Source organism: Leminorella grimontii, assembly GCF_039789245.1.
Classification (GTDB): domain Bacteria; phylum Pseudomonadota; class Gammaproteobacteria; order Enterobacterales; family Enterobacteriaceae; genus Leminorella; species Leminorella grimontii.
The window spans coordinates 2,259,411-2,281,646 of record NZ_CP146357.1 but is presented as its reverse complement, the minus strand read 5'-3'; the positions used below and the strand labels follow the sequence as shown (position 1 = coordinate 2,281,646).

General features: G+C 54.5%; 23 protein-coding genes. 16 read left to right on the top strand and 7 right to left on the bottom strand.

Annotation, left to right across the window (positions count from 1 at the left end):
• Positions 1–370 precede the first annotated feature (370 nt).
• The 10 genes from lolC to V8L73_RS10670 are packed head-to-tail and all read left to right on the top strand — an operon-like array spanning position 371 to position 8,890.
• Positions 371–1,573: a lipoprotein-releasing ABC transporter permease subunit LolC gene (gene lolC / locus V8L73_RS10715; RefSeq protein WP_261830860.1), complete on the top strand. Its 1,203-nt coding sequence runs from the start codon at positions 371–373 to the stop codon at positions 1,571–1,573.
• Positions 1,566–2,270 carry a lipoprotein-releasing ABC transporter ATP-binding protein LolD gene (lolD, locus tag V8L73_RS10710; protein WP_027273036.1) on the top strand — a complete coding sequence of 235 codons (705 nt, stop codon included), beginning with the start codon at positions 1,566–1,568 and terminating at the stop codon, positions 2,268–2,270. The genes lolC and lolD overlap by 8 nt, the downstream gene beginning before the upstream one ends.
• Entirely contained in the window at positions 2,270–3,523 is a 1,254-nt protein-coding gene (lolE, locus tag V8L73_RS10705) for a lipoprotein-releasing ABC transporter permease subunit LolE (RefSeq protein ID WP_027273037.1), read from the top strand. The genes lolD and lolE overlap by 1 nt, the downstream gene beginning before the upstream one ends.
• A gap of 24 nt (positions 3,524–3,547) precedes the next feature.
• The gene (nagK, locus tag V8L73_RS10700) at positions 3,548–4,459 is read left to right on the top strand and encodes an N-acetylglucosamine kinase (protein ID WP_347252969.1); all 912 of its coding nucleotides are present in this window, start codon (positions 3,548–3,550) and stop codon (positions 4,457–4,459) included.
• A gap of 51 nt (positions 4,460–4,510) precedes the next feature.
• Positions 4,511–5,362 (top strand): Sir2 family NAD+-dependent deacetylase, encoded by an 852-nt coding sequence (gene cobB / locus V8L73_RS10695; protein ID WP_347252968.1) that lies wholly within the window; start codon positions 4,511–4,513, stop codon positions 5,360–5,362.
• Between the two features lie 29 nt (positions 5,363–5,391).
• The gene (locus tag V8L73_RS10690) at positions 5,392–5,838 is read left to right on the top strand and encodes an acetyltransferase (RefSeq protein WP_347252967.1); all 447 of its coding nucleotides are present in this window, start codon (positions 5,392–5,394) and stop codon (positions 5,836–5,838) included.
• A gap of 17 nt (positions 5,839–5,855) precedes the next feature.
• Positions 5,856–6,443: a transglycosylase domain-containing protein gene (locus tag V8L73_RS10685; RefSeq protein WP_347252966.1), complete on the top strand. Its 588-nt coding sequence runs from the start codon at positions 5,856–5,858 to the stop codon at positions 6,441–6,443.
• A 30-nt stretch (positions 6,444–6,473) separates the two neighbouring features.
• On the top strand, positions 6,474–7,142 hold the full coding sequence (locus V8L73_RS10680) for a hypothetical protein (protein WP_347252965.1): 669 nt from the start codon (positions 6,474–6,476) through the stop codon (positions 7,140–7,142).
• A complete protein-coding gene (locus V8L73_RS10675; protein WP_347252964.1) occupies positions 7,139–8,191 on the top strand; it encodes a DUF1963 domain-containing protein in 1,053 nt (350 codons plus the stop codon). The genes V8L73_RS10680 and V8L73_RS10675 overlap by 4 nt, the downstream gene beginning before the upstream one ends.
• A 54-nt stretch (positions 8,192–8,245) precedes the next feature.
• On the top strand, positions 8,246–8,890 hold the full coding sequence (locus V8L73_RS10670; RefSeq protein WP_347252963.1) for a hypothetical protein: 645 nt from the start codon (positions 8,246–8,248) through the stop codon (positions 8,888–8,890).
• Between the two features lie 76 nt (positions 8,891–8,966).
• Here V8L73_RS10670 and V8L73_RS10665 read toward each other — a convergent pair whose 3' ends face one another.
• From V8L73_RS10665 to potA, 6 genes are all read right to left on the bottom strand, one after another.
• Positions 8,967–10,208: a Zn-dependent hydrolase gene (locus tag V8L73_RS10665; protein ID WP_347252962.1), complete on the bottom strand. Its 1,242-nt coding sequence runs from the start codon at positions 10,206–10,208 to the stop codon at positions 8,967–8,969.
• 199 nt (positions 10,209–10,407) lie between these two features.
• The gene (rihC, locus tag V8L73_RS10660) at positions 10,408–11,331 is read right to left on the bottom strand and encodes a ribonucleoside hydrolase RihC (RefSeq protein ID WP_347252961.1); all 924 of its coding nucleotides are present in this window, start codon (positions 11,329–11,331) and stop codon (positions 10,408–10,410) included.
• Between the two features lie 124 nt (positions 11,332–11,455).
• Positions 11,456–12,502 (bottom strand): extracellular solute-binding protein, encoded by a 1,047-nt coding sequence (locus tag V8L73_RS10655; protein WP_261830871.1) that lies wholly within the window; start codon positions 12,500–12,502, stop codon positions 11,456–11,458.
• Between the two features lie 64 nt (positions 12,503–12,566).
• Positions 12,567–13,343 carry a spermidine/putrescine ABC transporter permease PotC gene (potC, locus tag V8L73_RS10650; protein ID WP_261830872.1) on the bottom strand — a complete coding sequence of 259 codons (777 nt, stop codon included), beginning with the start codon at positions 13,341–13,343 and terminating at the stop codon, positions 12,567–12,569.
• A complete protein-coding gene (gene potB, locus V8L73_RS10645) occupies positions 13,340–14,215 on the bottom strand; it encodes a spermidine/putrescine ABC transporter permease PotB (protein WP_036023216.1) in 876 nt (291 codons plus the stop codon). The genes potC and potB overlap by 4 nt, the downstream gene beginning before the upstream one ends.
• Positions 14,199–15,317: a spermidine/putrescine ABC transporter ATP-binding protein PotA gene (gene potA, locus V8L73_RS10640; protein WP_347252960.1), complete on the bottom strand. Its 1,119-nt coding sequence runs from the start codon at positions 15,315–15,317 to the stop codon at positions 14,199–14,201. The genes potB and potA overlap by 17 nt, the downstream gene beginning before the upstream one ends.
• Positions 15,318–15,732: 415 nt before the next feature.
• Between potA and pepT the strand changes: the two genes are divergently transcribed.
• Positions 15,733–16,962, top strand: coding sequence for a peptidase T (gene pepT / locus V8L73_RS10635; protein ID WP_261830873.1), 1,230 nt, complete (start codon positions 15,733–15,735; stop codon positions 16,960–16,962).
• 75 nt (positions 16,963–17,037) lie between these two features.
• Here pepT and V8L73_RS10630 read toward each other — a convergent pair whose 3' ends face one another.
• Entirely contained in the window at positions 17,038–18,162 is a 1,125-nt protein-coding gene (locus V8L73_RS10630; RefSeq protein WP_347252959.1) for a cupin domain-containing protein, read from the bottom strand.
• Between the two features lie 285 nt (positions 18,163–18,447).
• Between V8L73_RS10630 and rnm the strand changes: the two genes are divergently transcribed.
• The 5 genes from rnm to V8L73_RS10605 all read left to right on the top strand — a co-directional run bounded on the left by rnm (position 18,448) and on the right by V8L73_RS10605 (position 22,229).
• Positions 18,448–19,329 carry an RNase RNM gene (gene rnm / locus V8L73_RS10625; protein WP_347252958.1) on the top strand — a complete coding sequence of 294 codons (882 nt, stop codon included), beginning with the start codon at positions 18,448–18,450 and terminating at the stop codon, positions 19,327–19,329.
• A 63-nt stretch (positions 19,330–19,392) separates the two neighbouring features.
• Positions 19,393–20,013 (top strand): L-threonylcarbamoyladenylate synthase, encoded by a 621-nt coding sequence (locus tag V8L73_RS10620; protein WP_027273054.1) that lies wholly within the window; start codon positions 19,393–19,395, stop codon positions 20,011–20,013.
• 17 nt (positions 20,014–20,030) lie between these two features.
• On the top strand, positions 20,031–20,402 hold the full coding sequence (locus V8L73_RS10615; protein ID WP_347252957.1) for a DUF5071 domain-containing protein: 372 nt from the start codon (positions 20,031–20,033) through the stop codon (positions 20,400–20,402).
• 198 nt (positions 20,403–20,600) lie between these two features.
• Positions 20,601–21,470, top strand: a complete 870-nt coding sequence (gene rluB, locus V8L73_RS10610) for a 23S rRNA pseudouridine(2605) synthase RluB (protein ID WP_347252956.1) — start codon at positions 20,601–20,603, stop codon at positions 21,468–21,470.
• Between the two features lie 426 nt (positions 21,471–21,896).
• The gene (locus V8L73_RS10605; RefSeq protein WP_027273056.1) at positions 21,897–22,229 is read left to right on the top strand and encodes a hypothetical protein; all 333 of its coding nucleotides are present in this window, start codon (positions 21,897–21,899) and stop codon (positions 22,227–22,229) included.
• Positions 22,230–22,236 lie beyond the last annotated feature (7 nt).

Here is a 22,236-nt window from a genome sequence, read left to right as displayed (position 1 = left end):
AGCGTCCGCTGGGCGCGGCGATTTGCCGCTATCCCATTCTGTCGGGTCTTACGTTTTCTTCGCCCCATTCTTTGTTTCAAACGTCATTTCAAAACGGTCAGGCGAGGATTTGGTACATATAGTAATCCAACCCTAAAGGCTTGTCTGAAAAAATAGCGGCCTGCCATCGGCGGGATTATCAGCCTACCGCGCCTAAGGTATAGAAAACGGGGATTTTTCCAGCGGCATAACGATGATAAACTTACCGTCGCCGTCGGATACCGAATGCAAAAACGACATCGAATAGCCGGACGAAAGGCCGATGTCTCTAACTGGTCGCGCCGCTTGCCAAGCTTTGCGCAAGCGTCGATAAACTGAGTCACATACCTTAATGTATCAACCCGTTGCGTTATTTATAGGTCTGCGCTACATGCGTGGGCGAGCGTCAGACCGATTCAGCCAGTTCGTTTCCTGGCTTTCCACCATAGGCATTACGCTTGGGGTTATGGCGCTGGTGACCGTGCTGTCGGTCATGAACGGCCTCGAACAGGAGCTTGAGAAAAGCATTCTCGGCCTGATGCCGCAGGCGCTGGTGACGACGCCTCAGGGCAGCCTGAATCCCCAAACCGTTCCCGCGGCCAATCTGAAAACGCTGACCGGCGTAACGCGCGTTGAGCCGCTGACCACCGGCGACGTTGTGATGCAGAGCGCTAAAGGCATCGCCGTCGGCGTCATGCTCGGCATAACCAAAGAGGATAACGACCCGCTGGCGGGCGACGTTTACAGCACCAGCGTATCCGCGCTGGAGCCCGGCAGCTACAGAGTGATTCTGGGCGAGAAGCTGGCGGAAAAGCTTGGCGTACGTCTGGGCGATCGGGTGCGCCTGATGGTCACCGGCGCCAGCCAGTTTACGCCAATGGGCCGCATTCCCAGCCAGCGCCTGTTTACCGTGATCGGCACCTTCGCCGCCGGCAGCGAAGTTGACGGCACCCAACTGCTGGTGAACCAGCAGGACGCTTCGCGCCTGATGCGCTATCCGACCGGCAACGTCAGCGGATGGCGCCTGTACCTGACGCGCCCGCTCGATATTGACCGCGTAAGCCAGCAGCCGCTTCCCGAAGGGCTGGTGATGAAGGACTGGCGGGAGCGCAAAGGCGAATTGTTCCAGGCCGTACGGATGGAAAAAAACATGATGGGCCTGCTCATCGGGCTGATTATCGCCGTCGCGGCGTTCAACATTATTACTTCGCTCAGCCTGATGGTGATGGAGAAAGAGGGCGAAGTGGCGATTCTACAAACCCAGGGGCTTAAGCGTCGCCAAATAATGAGTATTTTTATGGTGCAGGGCGCTACCAGCGGCATCATCGGCTCGCTGCTGGGAACCGGCCTGGGCCTGCTTCTTTCCAATAAGCTTAACGCCATAATGTCGTTCTTCGGCATGTCGCTCGGCGGCGCGAAGCTGCCGGTGCTTATTGACTACTCTCAAGTTATTACTATCGCGCTGTTCTCTATGGGGCTGGCGCTGCTTTCCACTCTTTACCCATCATGGCGGGCCGCCGCCGTTCAACCAGCAGAGGCGTTACGCTATGAGTGATTCTTTATTGTTGCAATGTGTAGACCTTTGCAAAACCTATCAGGAAGGCAAGCTTAAGACGGACGTGCTTAAAAGCGTCAACTTTTCCATGCGTCCGGGCGAGCTGATGGCGATTGTCGGCAGCTCGGGTTCCGGTAAGAGTACGCTGCTGCACCTGCTGGGCGGGTTGGATGCGCCAACCTACGGCGACGTGATTTTCAACGGCCGCTCGCTCAGCCGTATGAGCGCTTCCGAAAAGGCCGAGCTGCGCAATACTCAGTTGGGCTTTATTTATCAGTTTCATCACCTGCTGCCGGACTTCACCGCGTTGGAGAACGCCGCAATGCCCCTTTTAATCGGCAGCAAAAAGCCGTCTCAGGCGTTGGAACAGGCGCGCGCCATGCTGGCGGCGGTAGGATTGGAGAAGCGGGCAGCCCACCGGCCGTCTGAGCTTTCCGGCGGCGAACGCCAGCGGGTGGCGATCGCTCGCGCGCTGGTGAATAACCCGGCTCTGGTGCTGGCGGACGAACCGACGGGCAACCTGGACAGAAACACGGCCGACAGCATTTTTGAGCTGCTGGGCAACCTTAACCGCCAACAGGGTACGGCGTTTCTGGTGGTGACGCACGATCTGGAACTGGCGCGGCGCCTCGACAGGCAGCTTGAGATGCGCGACGGCGTGTTGAGCCAGCGGGCCAGCGTGCTGGAGGTTGAGTAATGTCGGCGCTGCCTCTTTCGCTAACCATCGCCCTGCGGTTTATTCGCGGACGGCGTCGAAGCGGCATGGTGTCGCTCATCTCCGTTATTTCGACGATAGGCATTGCGCTGGGCGTCGCGGTGCTGATTATCGGCCTGTCCGCCATGAACGGCTTTGAGCGCGAGCTGAAAAACCGCGTACTGGCGGTGGTTCCTCACGGTGAAGTTGAGCCGGAGCAGCCGTTTAACGACTGGCCTGCGGCCCAAGAGCGTATGTCTCACGCGCCCGGCGTGGCCGCCGTTGCGCCGTACGTGCTGTTTACCGGGCTGGTAGAGAGCGGCACACAGCTTAAGGCCATACAGATCCGGGGCGTCGAGCCGAAGGATGAAGAGCGCTTAAGCGCTTTGCCGCAGTTCGTGCTGAATGACGCCTGGAAGTCCTTTAAGGCCGGCGAGCAGCAGCTGATTTTAGGCAAGGGCATTGCCGACTCGCTAAACGTGAAGCAGGGCGACTGGGTAACGGTGATGATCCCCAACAATGACGGCAGCGGCGACGAGCTAAAAATAGGCCAGCCTAAGCGCATTCGCCTGCACGTTACCGGCATTTTGCAGCTTAGCGGCATGCTGGATCACAGCTACGGCATGGTGCCGCTCGGCGATGCGCAGCAGTATTTGGATATGGGTGACAGCGTCACGGGGATTGCCTTTAAGGCCGACAACGTGTTTGCCGCCAACGTCGTGGCGAAATCGGCTGCGGAAGCGAGCGGGAAGTATGCCTACTATCGCAGCTGGATTGCCTCTTACGGCTATATGTACCGCGATATCCAGCTGGTGCGCAGCGTGATGTATCTGGCGATGATTTTGGTCATCGGCGTCGCCTGCTTTAATATCGTCTCAACGCTGATTATGGCGGTAAAAGACAAGAGTTCGGACATTGCGGTGCTGCGTACGCTGGGGGCGAAAGATCGCCTTATTCGCGCCGTGTTTATTTGGTACGGCCTGCTGGCGGGGCTGGTGGGCAGCCTGTGCGGCGTGGCGTTTGGCGTGCTGGTATCGCTTCAGTTGACCGCCATCATCAAGAAAGTTGAAGTGCTGGTCGGGCACCAGTTTCTTTCCGGCGGCGTTTACTTTATTGACTTCCTGCCGTCAGAACTTCATCCGCAGGACATTATTATCGTACTGGCAACCGCCATTGCGCTGAGCCTGTTGGCCAGCTGGTATCCGGCTCGCAGGGCCAGCCGCATCGATCCGGCGCGGGTATTGAGCGGCCAGTAAAACGATAAGACGAGGAGGTACACCATGTATTACGGTTTTGACATGGGCGGTACGAAAATCGAGTTTGGCGCTTTTGACGCACAGCGTAACCGGCTGATACAAAAGCGCGTTCCCACCCCGCGCGATGACTACCAGGCGCTGCTGGATGTCTTTACGAGCCTGACGCTGGAAGCCGACTCCGAACTGGGCCTTGTCGGCTCCGTTGGCATCGGCATTCCCGGTATGCCGGATGGCGAGACTGGCGCACTGTTTACCGCCAACGTTCCGGCTGCGATGGGAAAGCCGCTGGCAAAGGATCTGTCGACACGCATCGGGCGACCGGTCAAGGTTGAGAACGATGCAAACTGCTTTGCGCTGTCGGAAGCCTGGGATGACGCGATGGTCGACTATCCGAGCGTGCTGGGGATTATCCTTGGCACCGGCGTCGGCGGCGGGCTTATTATTAACGGCAGGCCGTTCTCCGGCCGTAACCATATCGTCGGCGAGTTTGGCCACCTTCGCCTTCCCGTTGACGCATTAGAGCTGTTGGGCAGAGACATTCCCCGCGTTCACTGCGGCTGTGGCCACGACGGCTGTATAGAAAACTATATTTCCGGGCGCGGATTTGAATGGCTTTATCAGCACTTTTATCAGGAACCGCTGACGGCACAGGCGATTATCGAACGCTACAGGGCTAAGGACGCACGCGCACAGGAACACGTAGCGCGCTTTATCGACGTGTTGGCGGTGTGCTTGGCGAACGTGTTTACCGTGCTCGATCCGCATGCGGTCGTGTTGGGAGGCGGGCTGTCCAATTTTGACGAGATGTATTTGCTGCTGCCGGAGCGCATTCGTCCCCATTTGCTGAGCGTGGCCCGCGTGCCGTCGATTGAGAAAGCGCGCTGGGGAGATTCCGGCGGCGTTCGCGGCGCGGCCTTTCTTAATCTCGGCGTTTAAGACAGAATAGAGGGCCGTTATGCCCTTCAGGATGAAAAGGAGTTTTGCGCCATGCGCATTCACCGACGTTTGCATCACCGTAAGATGAAGCGTGCCAGCCATAGGCTTCGGCGCATGCGCTACTATTCCGGCCGGATTTACGCGGAGTGCAGTGAAATGAAGGCCAGCATTTATCCTTCCGTTGTCGTTCTTACCGGTGCGGGCATTTCCGCCGAGTCCGGCATTCGCACCTTTCGCGCCTCTGACGGCCTTTGGGAAGAGCACCGCATTGAGGACGTCGCAACGCCGGAAGGCTATGAGGCTAACCCCGAGCTGGTGCAGGCGTTTTACAACGCCCGCCGCCGCCAGCTGCTTAGCCCAAACATCGCACCCAATGAGGCCCATAAGGCGCTGGCGAAGCTGGAGAACCTGCTGGGCAGCAAGTTTCTTTTAGTCACGCAAAACGTAGACAACCTTCACGAGCGGGCGGGCAATCTGCGGGTTGTCCATATGCACGGCGAATTGCTGAAGGTGCGCTGCACGTGCTCTGAGAAAGTGTTTGACTGGAAGGGCGACCTTTCCGTTGACGACCGCTGCGACTGCTGTACGCCGCCGCAGCCGATGCGTCCTCACATCGTTTGGTTTGGCGAAATGCCGCTGGAGATGGAGCAGATTAGCAAGGCGCTGGCCGAGGCGGACTATTTTATCGCCATCGGCACGTCGGGCCACGTTTATCCGGCGGCCGGGTTTGTGCGTACGGCAAGCCTGTCCGGCGCCCATACGGTAGAGTTAAATCTGGAGCCGAGCAAGGTGGGCAGCAGCTTTGCCGAAACGCACTACGGCTTAGCCAGCCAAACCGTGCCTGAATACGTTCAACAAACGTTTCTTGACGCGTTTTCTTTTGACTGCTGTAAAGATAAATAGCGTAAGAAGCCTAGGACCATAGATTAGACATGAGCTTTATTAAGATTGATACCGTTTCACCTGACGAATATCCGGCGCTGACCGCGCTTTGGGAACGCTCGGTGCGTGCAACCCACCACTTTCTGCCTGAGGCCGACATTCTGGCGCTCAGACCGCTGTTGCTAAACGACTTTTTGCCGCAGGTGACGCTACGCTGCACGCGCAACCAACGCGGCGAGCCCACCGGCTTTATCGGCCTGTCGGACGATAAGGTTGAGATGCTGTTTATTGACGACGCCTGCCGCGGGAAGGGGCTGGGAAGGGCGCTGATGGACTACGCGGTCAACGAAGCCGGTATCCGCAAGGTCGACGTCAACGAACAAAACCCTGATGCGCTGGCGTTTTATCAGAAATATGGTTTTAGCGTGATAGGGCGTTCTGAGCTGGACGGCATGGGAAAGCCGTATCCGTTGCTGCATTTGGCGCTGGATAACTGAGCGTAAGGAACCTTGCCATGGAATGGCGGCAGAGAACGTTGAGGGCGTTGGGTGCACTATTGATTTGGGGCTTTCATCAGATTGTCGTGCTGATATGCGCCGTTTATCTTTGTATGACGGCCTATTATTGGTTGGAAATTCGTCCCGTTGTTCAGACGTCGCTTGTGTCAGCTCAGCCCTATTTGAGCGACGAGCCTGTTATGAAATCGCTGCGGGAAACGGCGATAAAAATAACCGGTAATTCGCTTGGCTATATTGTCCGCGTGATAAAACCTCCCGCTAAAAAGCATCTATATCGTCATTTGGAAGCCGTCGTTTGGACTTACTGGTTGAGCGCTCTATACGATGACGATTCTTTGTATTCAATGACGTTAGCTAAAGCTTATTTTGGTCAGGATGCACAGGGCAACGCCGTCTACGGCGCGCGGGAGGCGGCAGAGAAGCTGTTTCATACCACGCTGGAGAAGACCTCGTGCGAGCAGCGGGTGCAGATGGTGGTTATGCTGAAGGCACCTTCGCTTTATAAACCAGGCTCAGAGCGCTTGGTTAAAGGAAGCCAGCGCTTCATGTCCCTTTGTGCGCTACAATCGTTACCCGAGAAATAGTTACCCACATTACGTTAAGGAATGACGCCAATGTCAACGGAGTTTGATAAGTCCTACTTTTTCGATGAAGCGAGCGAGGCTCGATATCGTATCGCTATTCCCGCAAAGTCCTTATCGTTTAGCGACTATCAGGTTGGCGGCTGGCTTGCCTGGAATAAAAAGAAATCTCATCACCGCTATTTAGGCTCCACAAAAAACGTTATTTTCGGCTTGATATGCGGCCTTCTGGCCATTCTCGCCTGTGAGTTTCTGTTTTCCGTAAAGGGCGTCAGGCTGAATCTTTCCGGCTGGTACAACGGTTCATCCGATTGGCTGTTTCGGGCGCGGAATGCTCAGGTGCTGTTTATTCTTCTCTGCGCCTTTATCTTAGGTTCTCTTCTTCGTTCTTTTGTATTTAAAAGAAGGTATCGAAAAAATCTCCAGCGGCTTTACCAAGTTAATGACAGCATACAGGGCGGTTGCCTGCTGGAGTTAACGGAAAAGGGAGTTCGCTGCGCCAATGCAAAGGCCAGCAGCTGTATTAGCTGGCAGAAAATCCAGGGCGTTATTAGCCATAACGACATTGATTATATCTTGGTAGAAGAGGGATTGTTTTTGTGGATCCCTGCGGCGCTGGAAGGGTATCTGCGCGATGAAACGTTGGCGTTTATTGAGGCGAAGCGCACTGAGGTTACTAATAATCAGGACAAAATCGTATGAGCCTGTTTCACGAGCACACTCGCTTAGCCGCCGCGCTGGCGGCATCAACGCTGAGCGCTTCAGTCCAAAATAAAGTGATGGAACAGGCGCGCCCCGCTGTGGCGTTTGTGCGCCGCCAGCACGATATGGTCAGCGTACAGAAATGCTGTTCCCGACTGGGTGGCCTGCCGGATTGGCCACCGGGCAAAGGCTGGCCAATGCGTGAAAAGCCGGTTGACGCGTCGGCGCGTATTTTGGCGCTGAAGGAAGAACTGGCCAGAAATACGACGTTTGCGGAAGAAATGGAAAATATGTACCAAAGTATTCAGGAACCGCTTAACGGCGAACAGAAAGCGATTTTCCAACAGGTAGAAGCAAAACAAGCAGAACGGTTGAAGGCGTTGCAACTGGCTCAAATAATGGACTTCCCGCTGGCTTTCGTCGTTCAGCTTAATTTGGAGGAGCTGTCTCAGCATCCGGGCTTCGATCCCAAGTTGCCCAAGCGTGGGCTATTGAGTTTTTTTAGAGATATAACAAGGGACGACGCTCAACCGTTCGTCTTCTGGCATGACGTTGCCCTGGATGCCCTGAGGTCGTTGCCCGCGCCGGAGGCGTTGATAGAGCTGCACGATAAGTATATAGGGGAGCCGTGGCGCAGCCTGACGCAGGTTGAGTGCCTAGAGCCCCGTTCTGTTATCAGTGTGCCAGCGGTATGTCCTGGTTTAAGTGAGACAGAGCAAGAAATATATGAACGCTGGTATAAAGAATTAATATACCTAGATAACGAATATAAGGCCGTTTTTGATGAAGAAGACGCCAGCTATGGCGGTGAGCTTTTGGGTGGCTGGGCCGAGCCCATTCAGCAAAGCGTTGAAGAGGAACTTAATGCGGAAGCAAAGGGGGATGAGTCTCTGTGGCGGCTGCTGTTCACCTGGAGCGAAGAGTGTTATGCCGATACGGCCCTACTGTCGGGGCTCCAGGGCGGCGGGACCTATTACGCCATGATAAGAGAAGATGACCTTACCGCTTGGCGCTTTGATCGCGTCAGTGGCGAACTACAGTTTGATTAATTAGGGATAGCTGCGTGTTTTTGGTTAAGTATCAAACGCAATACAGAAGGGAATATGCCAAATAGCCAAGAAGATATGCCATCAGGCGAAATCAGATTTCGTATTGAAATACCGGCCAAGGCGCTGTCGTATAAAGAGTACCTGAAAGGATGCAGTCAGGTCGTTATGAAGGCCCGTCCGCCGCAGCCTCTTTCTCGCCTGAAGTCGATAGCCAGCGGCGCTATTTTAGGGATAGCCATGACTGTTGGCTTCCAACTGTTATCGCAGGGCGGCAGCATTCAACTTGTCGCCTCGGCCTGGTCCTACACAAAGGATGATTATCTGTTCTATTTTGATAATGCCTTCTCCTTCTTCCTGCTGCTGTTTCTTTCCGGCGGGCTGGCGGGCGTTTTATGGCTGAGAAGGCAGTTTCTCCGACAGAGTAAAATTCTTTACCGCACGAACGACAGCATAAGGGACGGGTGCCTGCTTGAGCTGACGGAAAGCGGCGTCTGCGCAACCAGTCTGATAAATACAGGACCTGAAAGCTGGCGGATCAATCTAGGTTGGGGCAAGGTTAGTGCGGTGGCTAGCGATAAGAACGTGGACTACATCATTTTCACCTCCGGGCTGTTTTTGTGGATCCCGGCGGAACTGGAAGGATATCCGCGCGATGAGGTATTGGCGTTTATCAGGCAAAAATCGGAACAAAAGCGCTGAATTCCAGACGAGTTAATTAAAAAAGAAAAGCCGGGAACCCCCCGGCTTTTTCGTAAGACAGCGCATCAGGTTTGGCTTATGCGTCAGCCAATTCCCCCAGCGCCTGCTGCAGAATCTCCGCCGCCAAAATGACGTCGTCAAACTCGCTGTATTCGTCCGGGTGGTGGCTGATGCCCTCTTTGGACGGAATAAACAGCATACCGGCGGGGAAGTCCTGCGCCATGTACATGGTGTCGTGGCCTGCGCCGCTCATCATGGTGACGGAAGGGACGCCCTGTTCCTGACAGATGCGCTCAAGGCGGTGAACGATATCGTCGTTCATCAACACCGGCATATCGTTAGCCAGTTCGTGTACGTGTATGACGACGTCCTGTACGGACTTGGCGTGCTCAACGGAGGCCAGGAACTTGGCGACCACGCGGTTGACGCTGGATTTATCGACGCCGCGGATGTCGACGTAGAAGGTCACGTCGCCGGGGATCACGTTGATGGCGTTCGGCGTGACGTCCAAGCGGCCGACGGTGCCAACCGTTCCGTAGGCGGACTCATAGCAGGCGGCGGTGTTGATGTCGGTAATGATACCGGCGCTTGCCACCAGGGCGTCGTGGCGCTGGCTCATCGGCGTTGCGCCGGAGTGGTCGGCGTGGCCGTGAACCTCTACGCGGTAGCGGCAGGGGGCGGCGATGCCGTTAACGACGCCGATGCGTTTTTGCTGATGCTCTAACACCTTGCCCTGTTCGATGTGGGTTTCGATAAAGGCGGAGAAGTAGTCGGTCGGCAGGCGACACTCTTTCAGCTTCTGGCTTTGATAGCCGCAGTTATCCAGCACTTGGAAAATATTGTTGCCCTGGCTGTCGGTGTTTTTCGCCCATTTGTCAAAGTCGGCCTGGCTGGCCATCACCTTACTGGCCATACAGGCGAAGCCGAAGCGGCTGGACTCTTCCGCACGGAAAATCACCAGTTCAAGAGAGCGCTTGAGCTGCTGCGGCTTGAACTGGGAAATGGCATACAGGCCAGCCATAACGCCGATAACGCCGTCGTAGGCGCCGCCCTGCGGCACGGAGTCGATGTGAGAGCCAGTGCCGACGGCGGGCAGTTCGGGATTTTTCCCCGGCAGGCGGGCAAAGACGTTGCCCATGGCGTCCTGACGCACCTCAAGCCCCAGCTCGCGGCACTTTTCTATCATCAGCCGGTGAGCCTGTTCATCCTCTTTGGAGTAGGCGAGGCGAGTAATGCCCGGTGAGCCGTCGTTAAGGGTAAAGGCGGTGATTTGTTCGAAAAGATCGAGCGCCGATTGTTTAGTGAGAGCTTGAGCCATTCCAGTATCCTTTATGTCTGTTGTTGCCTGAATATTTGGAGGGGGATGCCCGTATTCCAAACTGAAACCTTTAGCGTCGCAGGGTACCAACGCTTTTGAACATCATAACAGTATAAGAGATTAAGACCTTAGTCTAATTCACGGCGAGCTTGATATAGGTCATACAAAGGGGAAAAGGCTCGCCGCGCCGATGCGTTGGCTAATGACACCGCTTCAAGGCGGCTAAAAACCAGGCCTTGAACAGTTCCTCGTCGATATCTACGCAGACCTTGCAGTTTGCGGCTTTGCCGAGAGAAGCTTTCAGGTCGATAACCGTCGCGCCCGAGGTGTACTCGCCTTTCGTCTCGACGGCGACAAAAACGTTTTGAACGGTAAACATTTCTGGTTTTAAAAGGTAGGCGATAGCGCAGCTGTCGTACATTTTTAATCCGGTATTAAAGCTTCCGCCGCGATATTTCTTAAACAGGCTGTACATCATGTCGCCCGTTTGATTCATTTGCTTGATTTCTTCGCTGTCCTGCGGGTAAACCAGCGCTTTCAGGCCAACGTCAAGGGGCGTCATGGCGATAGCCAGACCGCTTTCAAAAACGATTTTTGCCGCTTCCGGATCGACGGCGATATTAAACTCGGAAAGTACGCCAAAATTGCCTCGTCCCAGCGCGCCGCCCATGAGGACGATTTCGCCTATTTTTCCCTTTATCTCAGGGTATTCCCTTAACAGCAGGGCGACGTTCGTCAGCGGCCCAATCGCGACAATCGTGATTTTTTCTTCTGATTCTTTTAGCGTTTGATACATTGCCTGAACGGCGGTGATGTTTAGCAAATTTCCCCTATTGGGCTCTGGAAATTCATAGCCCTCCATTCCGGTAACGCCGTGTACTTCGCTTGCGTCTCTGACCTCGCGAAGGAGCGGCCGGGCGGCGCCTTTGGCGACGGGGGTGCTTAGCGTCCAAAACGTGAGTAGCTTAAGTGCGTTGTTGGTCACGTGCTCAATGCCGACGTTACCGGAGACCGTGGTGATAAGCTTGACGTCCAGCTCTCTAGCAAACAGCGCAATCCCCAGCGCTACGGCGTCGTCAATGCCAGGGTCGGTATCAATAATAATTGGCCTCTTGGCGCTCATTTTATTCTCTCCTCATCTGATGGCCTGCGTGACCCCATCTTATTAGAAGGCCGTTGCCGGAGGGAAGAAAAAATAAACCCCGCCGAGAGGCAGGGTTTGCAGAAATTACGGCATGAGTGAAGTATTAGCCGCCGGCTTTCAGGTTTTGAAACAGCGTCTCGTACAGCAGTCCGGCTTCACCGACGGAGCCCAGCCACTGTCCCTTTTCAAGCACTTCCGGATCGGGATAGAGGGACTTGTCTTCGGTCAGCGACTTGGGAAGCAGCTTTCTCGCTTCGATATTCGGCGTTGGGTAGCCGATTTCATTGGCTATCCTGGCTGCGACTTCCGGACGAAGAAGGTAGTCGATAAGCTTGAGCGCGCCTTCGACGTTCTTGGCGTTAGATGGAATCGCCATGCTGTCCATCCAGAAAACGCCTCCCTCTTTGGGCCAGATGTACTGAAGGTGAACGCCTTCCTGACGCGCCATGTACGATGAGCCGTTCCACAGCATGCCGATATCAATATCCCCCTCGATATAAGGGTTGGCGGGCGCGTCGGAGTTGAATACTACGACGTTATCCATCAGCTTGCGCAGCTCTTCATAGCCTTCTTTAATCTGCTTGGGATCCTGACTGTTTATCGGATAGCCCAGCTTAAGCATGGCGATGGGGAACACTTCGCGAGCGTCATCGAGGATCAGGATGCGGTCCTTGAAGCGAGGCTCCCAGAGGTCCGCCCAGCCGGTGACGGTTTTCGGATCGATAACGTCAGTATTGACCGCGATGCCGGTTGCGCCCCAGGTATAGGGGATTGACCACTCGTTGGTGGGGTCAAACGGCTTTGACTGCAGGGCAGGGTCGATATTCTTGAAGTTTTTAAGCTTGCTGGTATCGATTTTTTGCAGCATGCCTTCGTCGCGCATCTTGGCGATAAAGTAGGCGGAAGGGACTACCAGATCATAAGCGCCGTCTTTATAGGTCTTAAGCTTGGTGTACATGGTATCAATGGATTCAAACGACGAGTTGATCACCTTGATGCCGGTTTCTTTGGTAAAGTCGTCCATCAGGCCGGGCGGAACGTATTCCGACCAGTTGTAGAAGTAAACGACATTTTCTTCGGCTTGGACTGGCGCCGCGCCGAAAGAGAGCAGCAGCGTACCTGCCGCTAACAGACGAGACCACTTTTTCATGTAGGCCGTATCTCCAACATCGGATAAAAAACGTCGCCGACGAACGTGACGTCGGCGATAAACACTATTTTCCGCTGCGATCGCGCTGAATAAGCTGGCTAACCAACACCAGTATCAGCGAGAAGACCAGCATGATGGTCGCCAATGCGTTTACTTCCGGCGACATGCCCACTTTTACCATCGAGTAAATCTTCAGCGGTAAAATTTCGTAGGACGGGCCAGTGACAAAGGACGACACGACCACGTCGTCCATCGACAGCGTGAAGCTTAGAAGCCAGCCGGCGACGACGGCGGGCATGGCGAGAGGCAAAACGATTTTACGCATAATGGTAAATTCGCCCGCGCCCAGATCGCGCGCGGCCTCCAGCATTCTGACGTCAAAGCCCTTCAAGCGAGAGTAGACGGTGATCGTCACAAAAGGCAGGCAGAAGGTGATATGCGCCAGCATCAGCGTCCAAAAGCCCAGCGACAGGCCAAGCAGCATGTAGAGCGCCAGCAGCGAGATAGCCATAACGATGTCCGGCGACATCATGACCACGAACAGCATGCCCCCAACGAAGGGCTTACCGCGAAACTGATAGCGGTAAAGCGCCACTGCCGTGAGCGAGCCGATAAGGGTGGCGAACGTCGCCGACAGAGAGGCTATGACCACGGAGTGGCCCGCCGCCTGCAGCAGGCTGTCGTTATTCATCAGGATCTCGTACCACTGGGTGGTGAAACCGCGCCAGGTGACGCCGTATTTAGCGACGTTGAACGAGTTGACGATCAAAATAACGATCGGGATATACAAAAAGGCGTAAACGGCGGTCATAAAGCCGCCCCGGAAAAGGCGTCCAATCATTCCAGTTCATCCTTTCGGTTAAGTAGCTTGCCTACGCGGTAGTAAACGAACAGCATCAGCCCCATCAGCACCGTTAAGACAATGCTGGTCGCAGCGCCGAACGGCCAGTCGCGCAGCCGAAGAAACTGGTTTTTAATCACGTTGCCGACCAGCAGGTTCTTGGCGCCGCCCAGCAGGTCAGCGATATAGAACATGCCCATTGCCGGCAGCAGCACCAGCAGGCAGCCGGCAATGATGCCCGGCGTAGTGAGCGGAATGATAACGCGCGTAAAGGTTTGCACCTTGCCCGCGCCCAGATCGCGCGCCGCTTCAATGTAGGACTTGTCCAGTTTTTCGATGCTGGAGTAGAGCGGCAGTACCATAAAGGGCAGCAGAATATAGACCAGACCGATAATGACCGCTTCCTGCGAGTACATGATGCGCAGAGGCTCGTCGATAAGCCCGATGCCCAGCAGGATCTGATTTAACACGCCTTTGGTGCTGATGAAGATCTTCAGCCCGTAGGTGCGAATAAGCGAGTTGGTCCAGAAGGGGACAATCAGCAGAAACAGCATGACGGGCTGTATCCGCTTGGGCATATTGGCGATGATGTAGGCGAACGGGTAGCCGACAAGCAGACAGAAAAACGTGGCGATAAGCGCCATGTTTAACGAATGCAGCAGCACCTGCGCATACATCGGGTCAAACAGCCGGGTGTAGTTGTCCAGCGTAAAGACCATCGCCAGCAGGTTGGCGTCGTCACGGGTCAGAAAGCTCGTGCCGATAATCATCAGGTTAGGCAGGAAAACGAACAGCACTAACCATGAGACGATAAGCGTAATAGAGAGCTTCTGAAACAGCTTGCGCTGTGAAGGCTTATTGAGCGCTGTCATCATCTGGCAGTACCACCTCCCAACGTTCGGTCCAGGTTATGGCGACCTTGTGATTTATCGAGTGGTCGACGTCCGGATCGTCTTCGTTAAAGAACTCGCTAATCATCACCATTTTGCCGTTTTCCAGCTCAACGATAGAGTCCAGCGTCATTCCCTTATAGTTGTGCTCGCGAATGTGGCCGATAATTCCATCAACGCTTTCGCCTTCTTTTACCGCTACGACCGACAGGTCTTCAGGGCGCAGCAGCACTTTGACTTTGTCGCCCGGATTGACTTCAAGGTCTGTCAGAATGCCGCATTCACGGCCTTCAACGTTGGCCAGAACGCGCTTATCGTCGATGCGATGCAGAACGATGGCGTCAAACACGTTGATTTCGCCGATAAAGCGAGCGACAAACATGTTCTTCGGTTCTTCATAAATTTCCCGCGGCGTGCCGTCTTGCTCGATGCGGCCGTTGCGCATAACGACGATGCGATCGGACATCGTTAGCGCTTCTTCCTGATCGTGGGTAACGAAGACGAAGGTAATGCCGAGCGTACGCTGCAGCGCCTGAAGCTCGTTTTGCATCTGTTTGCGCAGCTTGTAATCGAGCGCAGAGAGCGATTCATCCAGCAGCAGCACTTTGGGCTTGTTGACCACGGCGCGGGCGATAGCGACGCGCTGCTGCTGGCCGCCGGACAGCTGATGGGGTTTACGCTGGGCGAAGGCGTCCAGCTGTACCATCTTCAATGCTTCCATTACGCGCGGCGTAATTTCAGCCGACGACGTTTTCTGCATGCGCAGGCCGAAAGCGACGTTGTCAAATATGGTCATGTGGGGGAACAGCGCGTAGCTTTGGAAAACCGTATTCACGTGCCGTTGTTCGGCGGGCTGATGGGTAATGTCTTGCCCGGTCAGCATGATTTGTCCGTCATCAACGGTTTCAAGCCCGGCGATAAGGCGCAGCACCGTCGTTTTCCCACAGCCTGATGGCCCGAGAATAGTCAGGAATTCGCCGTCGTTAATCGTTAGGTTGAATTGGTTGATGATATCGCGCCCGTCGAAGCCCTTACGCAGGTTCTTAAGTTCGACGACAGGTGAAAGAGAGGAGTTTTCAGTCATTTTTTTCTGTCACTCTATCCCATATGGTTAGTAAGCAGATAGAACCCCACCGCTGCAAAAGACTGCATGAAAGAACACAAAACCGTACTCCACAATTATAGACGGTTTAAGCCAAAACGGGCTTCCTTGTGTAATTCAAAACTAGCGGCACCCTTCGAAATTTTCGAAGCGCGGATAATAGACCGACTGGGTAATAAATGAAAGCTTATTTGGCCAAAAGAGGCTTTTTTTATAGCCATATGTTTAGACGGGAATTATCGTCGCTTACGGAAAGGTAAAAATGAGAGAAGAAAGCCCGTTTTCTTATTAATGATACTCCTAATGAGTGCGAGTAAATTAGGCTCAAGCTGACTTAACGCAATATTTTAGCTCTTAGGATACGCATAATGTTTAAAGCATATTCGGGGAGAAAAAAATGGAACGGTTACTGGATCGATTCTTTCACTATGTTTCGTTCGATACGCAGTCAAGGCCAAACGCTCGCCTGGCGCCCAGCACGGAAGGCCAAACCATGCTGGCGGAGTCCCTTGCGCGTGAGCTTATAGAGATGGGACTGAGCGACGTAGAGCTCAGTCCTTACGGTTGTTTGACGGCGACGCTGCCGTCTAACGTCGGCTGGTCCGTTCCTACTATTGGCTTTTTAGCCCACATGGACACCTCTCCGGACGTTTCCGGCAAGGGCGTCAGGCCGCAAATCGTCGATAACTATCGCGGAGGCGATATTGCGCTGGGCATCGGCGATGAGGTGCTGTCGCCGGTCATGTTCCCGGTGCTGCACCAACTTCACGGTCAGACGCTTATCACCACCGATGGGAAAACGCTATTGGGCGCTGACGACAAGGCCGGCATCGCGGAAATCTTGACCGCGATCGCGCGCCTGAAGGGAAGCGACCGCCCGCACGGCGACGTTCGAATTGCGTTTACGCCGGATGAGGAAGTGGGAAAAAGCATGAAGCATTTTGACATCCAGCAGCTTGGCGCGCAGTGGGGGTATACCGTAGACGGCGGCGGAGTAGGCGAACTGGAATGTGAAAACTTCAACGCCGCTCAGGCGACCGTAAAAATCGTCGGTAACGGCGTGCACATTGGGCGCGCCAAGGGCGTAATGATTAGCGCCTTAACGCTGGCGGCGCGCTTTCAGCAGATGCTGCCGGCAGATGAAACGCCGGAGAATACCGAAGGCTATGAAGGCTTTTATCACCTTAACGCCATTCGCGGCAGCGTAGACTATGCGGAAATGAGCTATAGCATTCGCGACTTTGAGCGAGACGGTTTTGAAAAGCGCAAGCGTACTATGATTGAGGCAGCAAAAGCTGTGGGAGAAGGGCTTCACCGCGATTGCCATATAGAAGTGACGATTAAGGATTTGTACTACAACATGCGCGAAGAGGTCGCCAAGCATCCTCACGTGGTGGAGATTGCTCATCAGGCCATGTTGGATAACGGCATTGAACCACAGCTCGTGCCGATTCGCGGCGGAACGGACGGCGCGATTCTTTCGCAGCGCGGCCTGCCGTGCCCGAACATATTTACCGGCGGCTATAATTCCCACAGTAAGCACGAATTCATTACCGTTGAAGGGATGGAGAAGGCGACTTCCGTCATTATGCGCATTGCGGAAATCACGGCGGAGCGCGCCCGTTAATATAGCAAGAGAGATAAGAAAAGGCCCATCGTTACACCGTAACGATGGGCCTTTCTTTTTGAGCGGCTAAGTCGACTAATAGTCGTTGAAGTACCAGTATCCGTTGTTGACCAGGCGCGCAAGTTCGGCGACGAAGGCCGGATCTTCCAGCGCATCGCCCAGCTCTTTCTGCCCGATAAGCGGATAACGACACAGAGCGTCGGCTGCTTCAATGCGGTCAGTATCGATAAGCTCGCCGTTGGCGTAGCATCGATCGCCGATGCGTAAAACCCGCAGCCCGCTCAGGCGAATCAGCTGCTCGCCCTGAACCAACGAGTCGTAGATCTCATCGGAGCGATAGGGAGGCTCTGCGGGGGCGATGTCCAGCTCGTGGCGTGATGTCGTCACGAATTGGCCGAACCAGGCGTTAAAGGCCTCAGGCTGATTAATTAACCCGATCATCATATCGCGAATGCGCGCCAGCTCGTGTTCCTGAACTTCTGAAGGATTGGTGCGAAGCGTCAGGTCCGGATCGCTATAGTGTTCGCCACCGAGGTCGTGTTCCAGCACGTAGTCGGCAAAGTTGCTGATAAGGTCGCGCCCGTTGGGGCCGCGATAGCCGACGGAGTAGTTCATCGCCGTTTCGTGGGTAAAGCCGTCGTGCGGGAATCCGGGCGGAATGTAGAGAATGTCGCCGGGCTCGAGGTCTTCATCGATGATGGGGTCAAACGGCTCAACGTGCAGCAGCGCAGGGTGCGGGCAGTACTGCTTCAGCGGCAGCCTGTCGCCGACTCGCCAGCGGCGGCTTCCCATGCCCTGGATAATGAAAACGTCGTACTGGTCGATATGCGGACCAACGCCGCCGCCCGGCACGGAGAAAGACACCATCAGATCGTCAAAGCGCCAGTCGGGGAGGTTGCGGAAGGGGCGCACCAGCGCCGCAGAGGGCATATGCCAATGGTTAACGGCCTGAACCAGCAGCGACCAGTCCTTTTCTCCCAAATGGTCGTAGCTTTCAAACGGTCCGTTGCTGGCCTGCCAGTGCCCGTTAGGGCGGCTAACCAGGCGACTGTCCACTTCATTTTCCATCGCGAGCCCCGCCAGTTCATCGGGGGAGATGGGATCGATAAAGTTCTTTATCACGTTTTTAAGAACGACCGGGCGTTTTTGCCAGTAGCGTTCAAGAAAGTCGTTCCAGTCTAAATCCAGTTGATAATCCATGGTATAAGTCGCCTTGTAGTGGGAACTGGCGTGATTATATATGAGGTAAATGGAAAATACCGGTATGGAATCTCACTTTTTATCTTCGTCTTTCGCAGGCAAACGATAGCGTAAGTCTAAAAAGACCATAGGAATTAACTGTTAGTGCAAAGTGACGTTAGGCGCTATGATTATTCGCTATGGCTGAGGGCTACCGTGTTTAACCGCTTTGCCGCCATTCTCCAGAACCGTTTGAGCGCACAGCCCCGATAAACTATCCGTACGTTGCGGATTAACCGAGTTTTAATGTCTTCTGAACTAACTGAATTAAAAGGATGCGGGGAGTCGGCGTTCTTGCTTTACGATCTCCACAGCCATACGCAGATGTCTGACGGTAAATTAACGCCGCAAGAGCTGGTTCTGCGGGCCTGCGAGATGCGCGTAGGGGCGCTTGCCATCACCGATCACGATACGACGGATGCGCTTGAGGCCGCCGCTCGGGCGATTGCAGAGTTGAACCTGCCGCTTCGTCTGATTAACGGTGTAGAAATATCCACCGCGTGGGAAAGCTTTGACATTCACATCGTCGGGTTGAATATTTCACCAAAAGCCGAGGAAATGGTCCGGCTTTTAGCCGCTCAGTCGCAAAAGCGCGCCGAGCGGGCGCAGGAGATTGGTCGGCGGTTGGAAAAGGGCCGAATTCCCGATGCCTTAGCGGGCGCTCGTCGTCATGCGGGCGAAGCGGGCATTACCCGGGCTCATTTCGCGCGCTATATAATGGAAGCTGGATTTGCTTCGGATATGGCTCAGGTTTTCAAAAACTATATGGTTAAAGGGAAACCCGGCTATGTGCCGCCGCCGTGGTGCTCAATGGAAGAGGCTATTCTGGCTGTCCACGCGTCGGGCGGGCAAGCGGTGCTGGCGCATCCGGGGCGATACGGCCTTTCCGCCAAGTGGTTAAAGCGCCTTATCGTTGACTTTAAAAGCGCGGGAGGGGATGCGCTGGAGGTGGCGCAGTGCCAGCAGCCGCAAAACGAACGCGCGCAGTTGGCCGCCTATGCGCGGGAATACGGCCTGTTGGCTTCCCAAGGGTCAGACTTCCACTATCCCTGCGCTTGGGTGGAGCTAGGGAGAAAGCTTTGGCTGCCTGCGGGCGTTACGCCCATTTGGCAGGACTGGCCGCGTTAATTTATCGTCGTTCGCCGCTCAATCTGGCGCATAGCCGAAGAGCGGCGGGCTTAAGGAGTTTTTATGTCACAGTTTTTTTATATACACCAAGATAACCCGCAGGCTCGGCTGATAGGCCAGGCGGTAGACATTTTACGCAAGGGTTGTGTGATCGTTTATCCGACCGATTCGGGCTATGCGCTAGGCTGCATGCTGGAAGACAAGCATTCCATGGAGCGCATTTGCCGCATTCGACAGCTGGACAGCAACCACAACTTTACCCTGATGTGTCGCGATCTGTCTGAGCTGTCTACCTATGCGCACGTAGACAACGCGGCATTTCGCCTGATAAAGAACAACACGCCGGGCAACTACACGTTTATCCTCAAGGCAACAAAAGAAGTACCCAGACGCCTGATGAATGAAAAGCGCAAGACTATCGGCTTAAGGGTTCCGTCGAACCCCATCGCGCTGGCGCTGTTGGCCGAACTGAACGAGCCGATGATGTCAACGACGCTGATGCTGCCCGGCAACGCATTTGCCGAATCAGATCCGGAAGAAATCCGCGATACGCTGTCAAAGCACGTCGACCTGATTATTAACGGCGGCTACCTGGGACAACAGCCGACGACGGTTATCGACCTGACGGAGGAGTCTCCGGTGGTGGTGCGTGAAGGCGCGGGCGATCCGACGCCGTTTCTTTAACGTTGGAAGAAAAGGGCATGAGTCAGCTTCCGGAGCATAAGGCGGATGTCGACAAACTGCCCGCGCTTGCGAAATTGCCCTTGACTGCCGAACAGCTGCCGCCGCTGCTGGAATGGCTGCAGGATATGAATTGGCCGGTCGCGGAGGGCGTTTCTCACCTGCTTTCGGCTTATCCGGCCGCGCTCGTTCCCCATATAATCAATGTTCTTCATTCCGACGATGCGATGTGGATATATAACGTGCTTAACCGCATAGTTTTGCACTCTCCGCCGGAGGTCCAGCGGCGCTACCGGACGTCGCTGATTCGTTTGGCGACGACGCCGACCAACGATGAAAGAGGCGAAGAGGTCGATATGCTCGCCGCGCGTATTTTGGGCGAATTAAAGTAAAGCGTGTTTTTACGTGAAGATGAATGCGGTCAAATGAATCAATTCATCTAAAAATCGTGTAGTATATTCGCCAAGTGACGGATATTTTTCTATTTTTCATGTAATTCTTTGATAAAGAAGCTGTTTCTTCCCGTTATCAAATTAGACGTTTTTTAAAAGCACACAGACGCCTGTGAAGGCGACAACAGAGGTTGCTCGATGAGCGAAAAGCTACAAAAGGTATTGGCCAACTCTGGCCACGGTTCCCGCAGAGAACTTGAGGCGATGATTCAGGCCGGGCGCATCAGCGTTGACGGCAAAATCGCCACGTTGGGCGATCGCGTTACCGTGACGCCGGGGATGAAGGTGCGTATTGACGGCCACGTCGTTTCTATTCGCGAAACGGAAGAGACTATTTGCCGCGTGCTGGCCTACTACAAACCTGAAGGCGAACTTTGTACCCGTAAAGATCCGGAAGGCCGGCCAACGGTATTCGAACGCCTGCCTAAAATGCGCGGCGCTCGCTGGATTGCCGTAGGGCGACTGGACGTCAACACCTCAGGCCTGCTTCTGTTTACCACCGATGGTGAACTGGCAAACCGCCTGATGCATCCCAGCCGCGAGGTTGAGCGCGAATACGCGGTTCGCGTATTCGGTCAGGTTGATGACGAGAAGATAAAAAGCCTGAAAGAGGGCGTTCAGCTTGAAGACGGCGTTGCCGCGTTTCGCAGCATTAGCTATCAGGGCGGTGAGGGCATGAACCAATGGTATAACGTGACGCTGACCGAAGGGCGTAACCGCGAAGTTCGCCGCCTGTGGGAAGCGGTTGACGTACAGGTCAGCCGCCTTATCCGCGTACGCTATGGCGATCTTGATCTGCCGAAAGGCCTGCCGCGCGGGGGATGGATTGAACTGGAGCTGGAATCGGTCAACTATCTGCGCGAAATGGTTGGACTGAAGCCGGAAACGGAAACCAAGCTTGCTCCAGAACGCGATCGTCGTCGCACAAAGGCTAATCAGATCCGCAGAGCGGTGAAGAAGCACAGCCAGCGTCCTGCCTCTCGGCGCGGAAGCACTTCTCGGCGATAAGCGAGATAAAAAAGGCGTCTGGAAGGCGCCTTTTTTATGTCCAAAAAACGGTATTTTATCTTTTATTTCATTTTGTTACTTATCCCTGTTTAGGCTAAGCCCTCGGCTCAACGCTGCCACTTTTCTTATTCCTCTCGTTAACCCATTTCCGCTTCACTTTGTGATCTATGCCCACATTTCCAGTTTATTTCCACTTTAAAGCGGAAAAACTCGGTCTCCTAACGTGGCATTAACGCGTGTACTGTGACGCCATTGGAAAAGGCAGATGGGCATCTCGCATTATATGCGGCCTATACGGAATTTAATGGTCATTGCATCGATGAAGGGCCTTATAAATAGCCATCTGCAGATAAATCCTCGGATGTGTCGATGCTGGACCCATCCTTTTCGTGACTATATTTACCTTTGAATCTAGAGATGTATTGCATGAGTAATATTCGTTTCAACATGGTTGAAGACAACCTTAAGCCGGAAGAGGTTACGCAAACGCTTTTAGCGATTATCGACGGCTGGCTGAAAGAAGAAGGCGCCTATACCACCGACGTACAGGGCCAGATGCTGGCTTCTCACGTCAAGGCAATGGTGACGCGGGCTAAAACGGGTGAGCCTTTGCCGGAAGTGGATCGGTCGCTGTTTGAAGAAATTTCCGACGAGTCAATGCGGTTGGCTGAACGGGCGGTAGACATGCTGCCGGGGCTGCCGATTGAAGAGGCTTACTTACTGTCCGTCCACTTTGAAATTGCGCGTTCAAACGCATAACCACCCC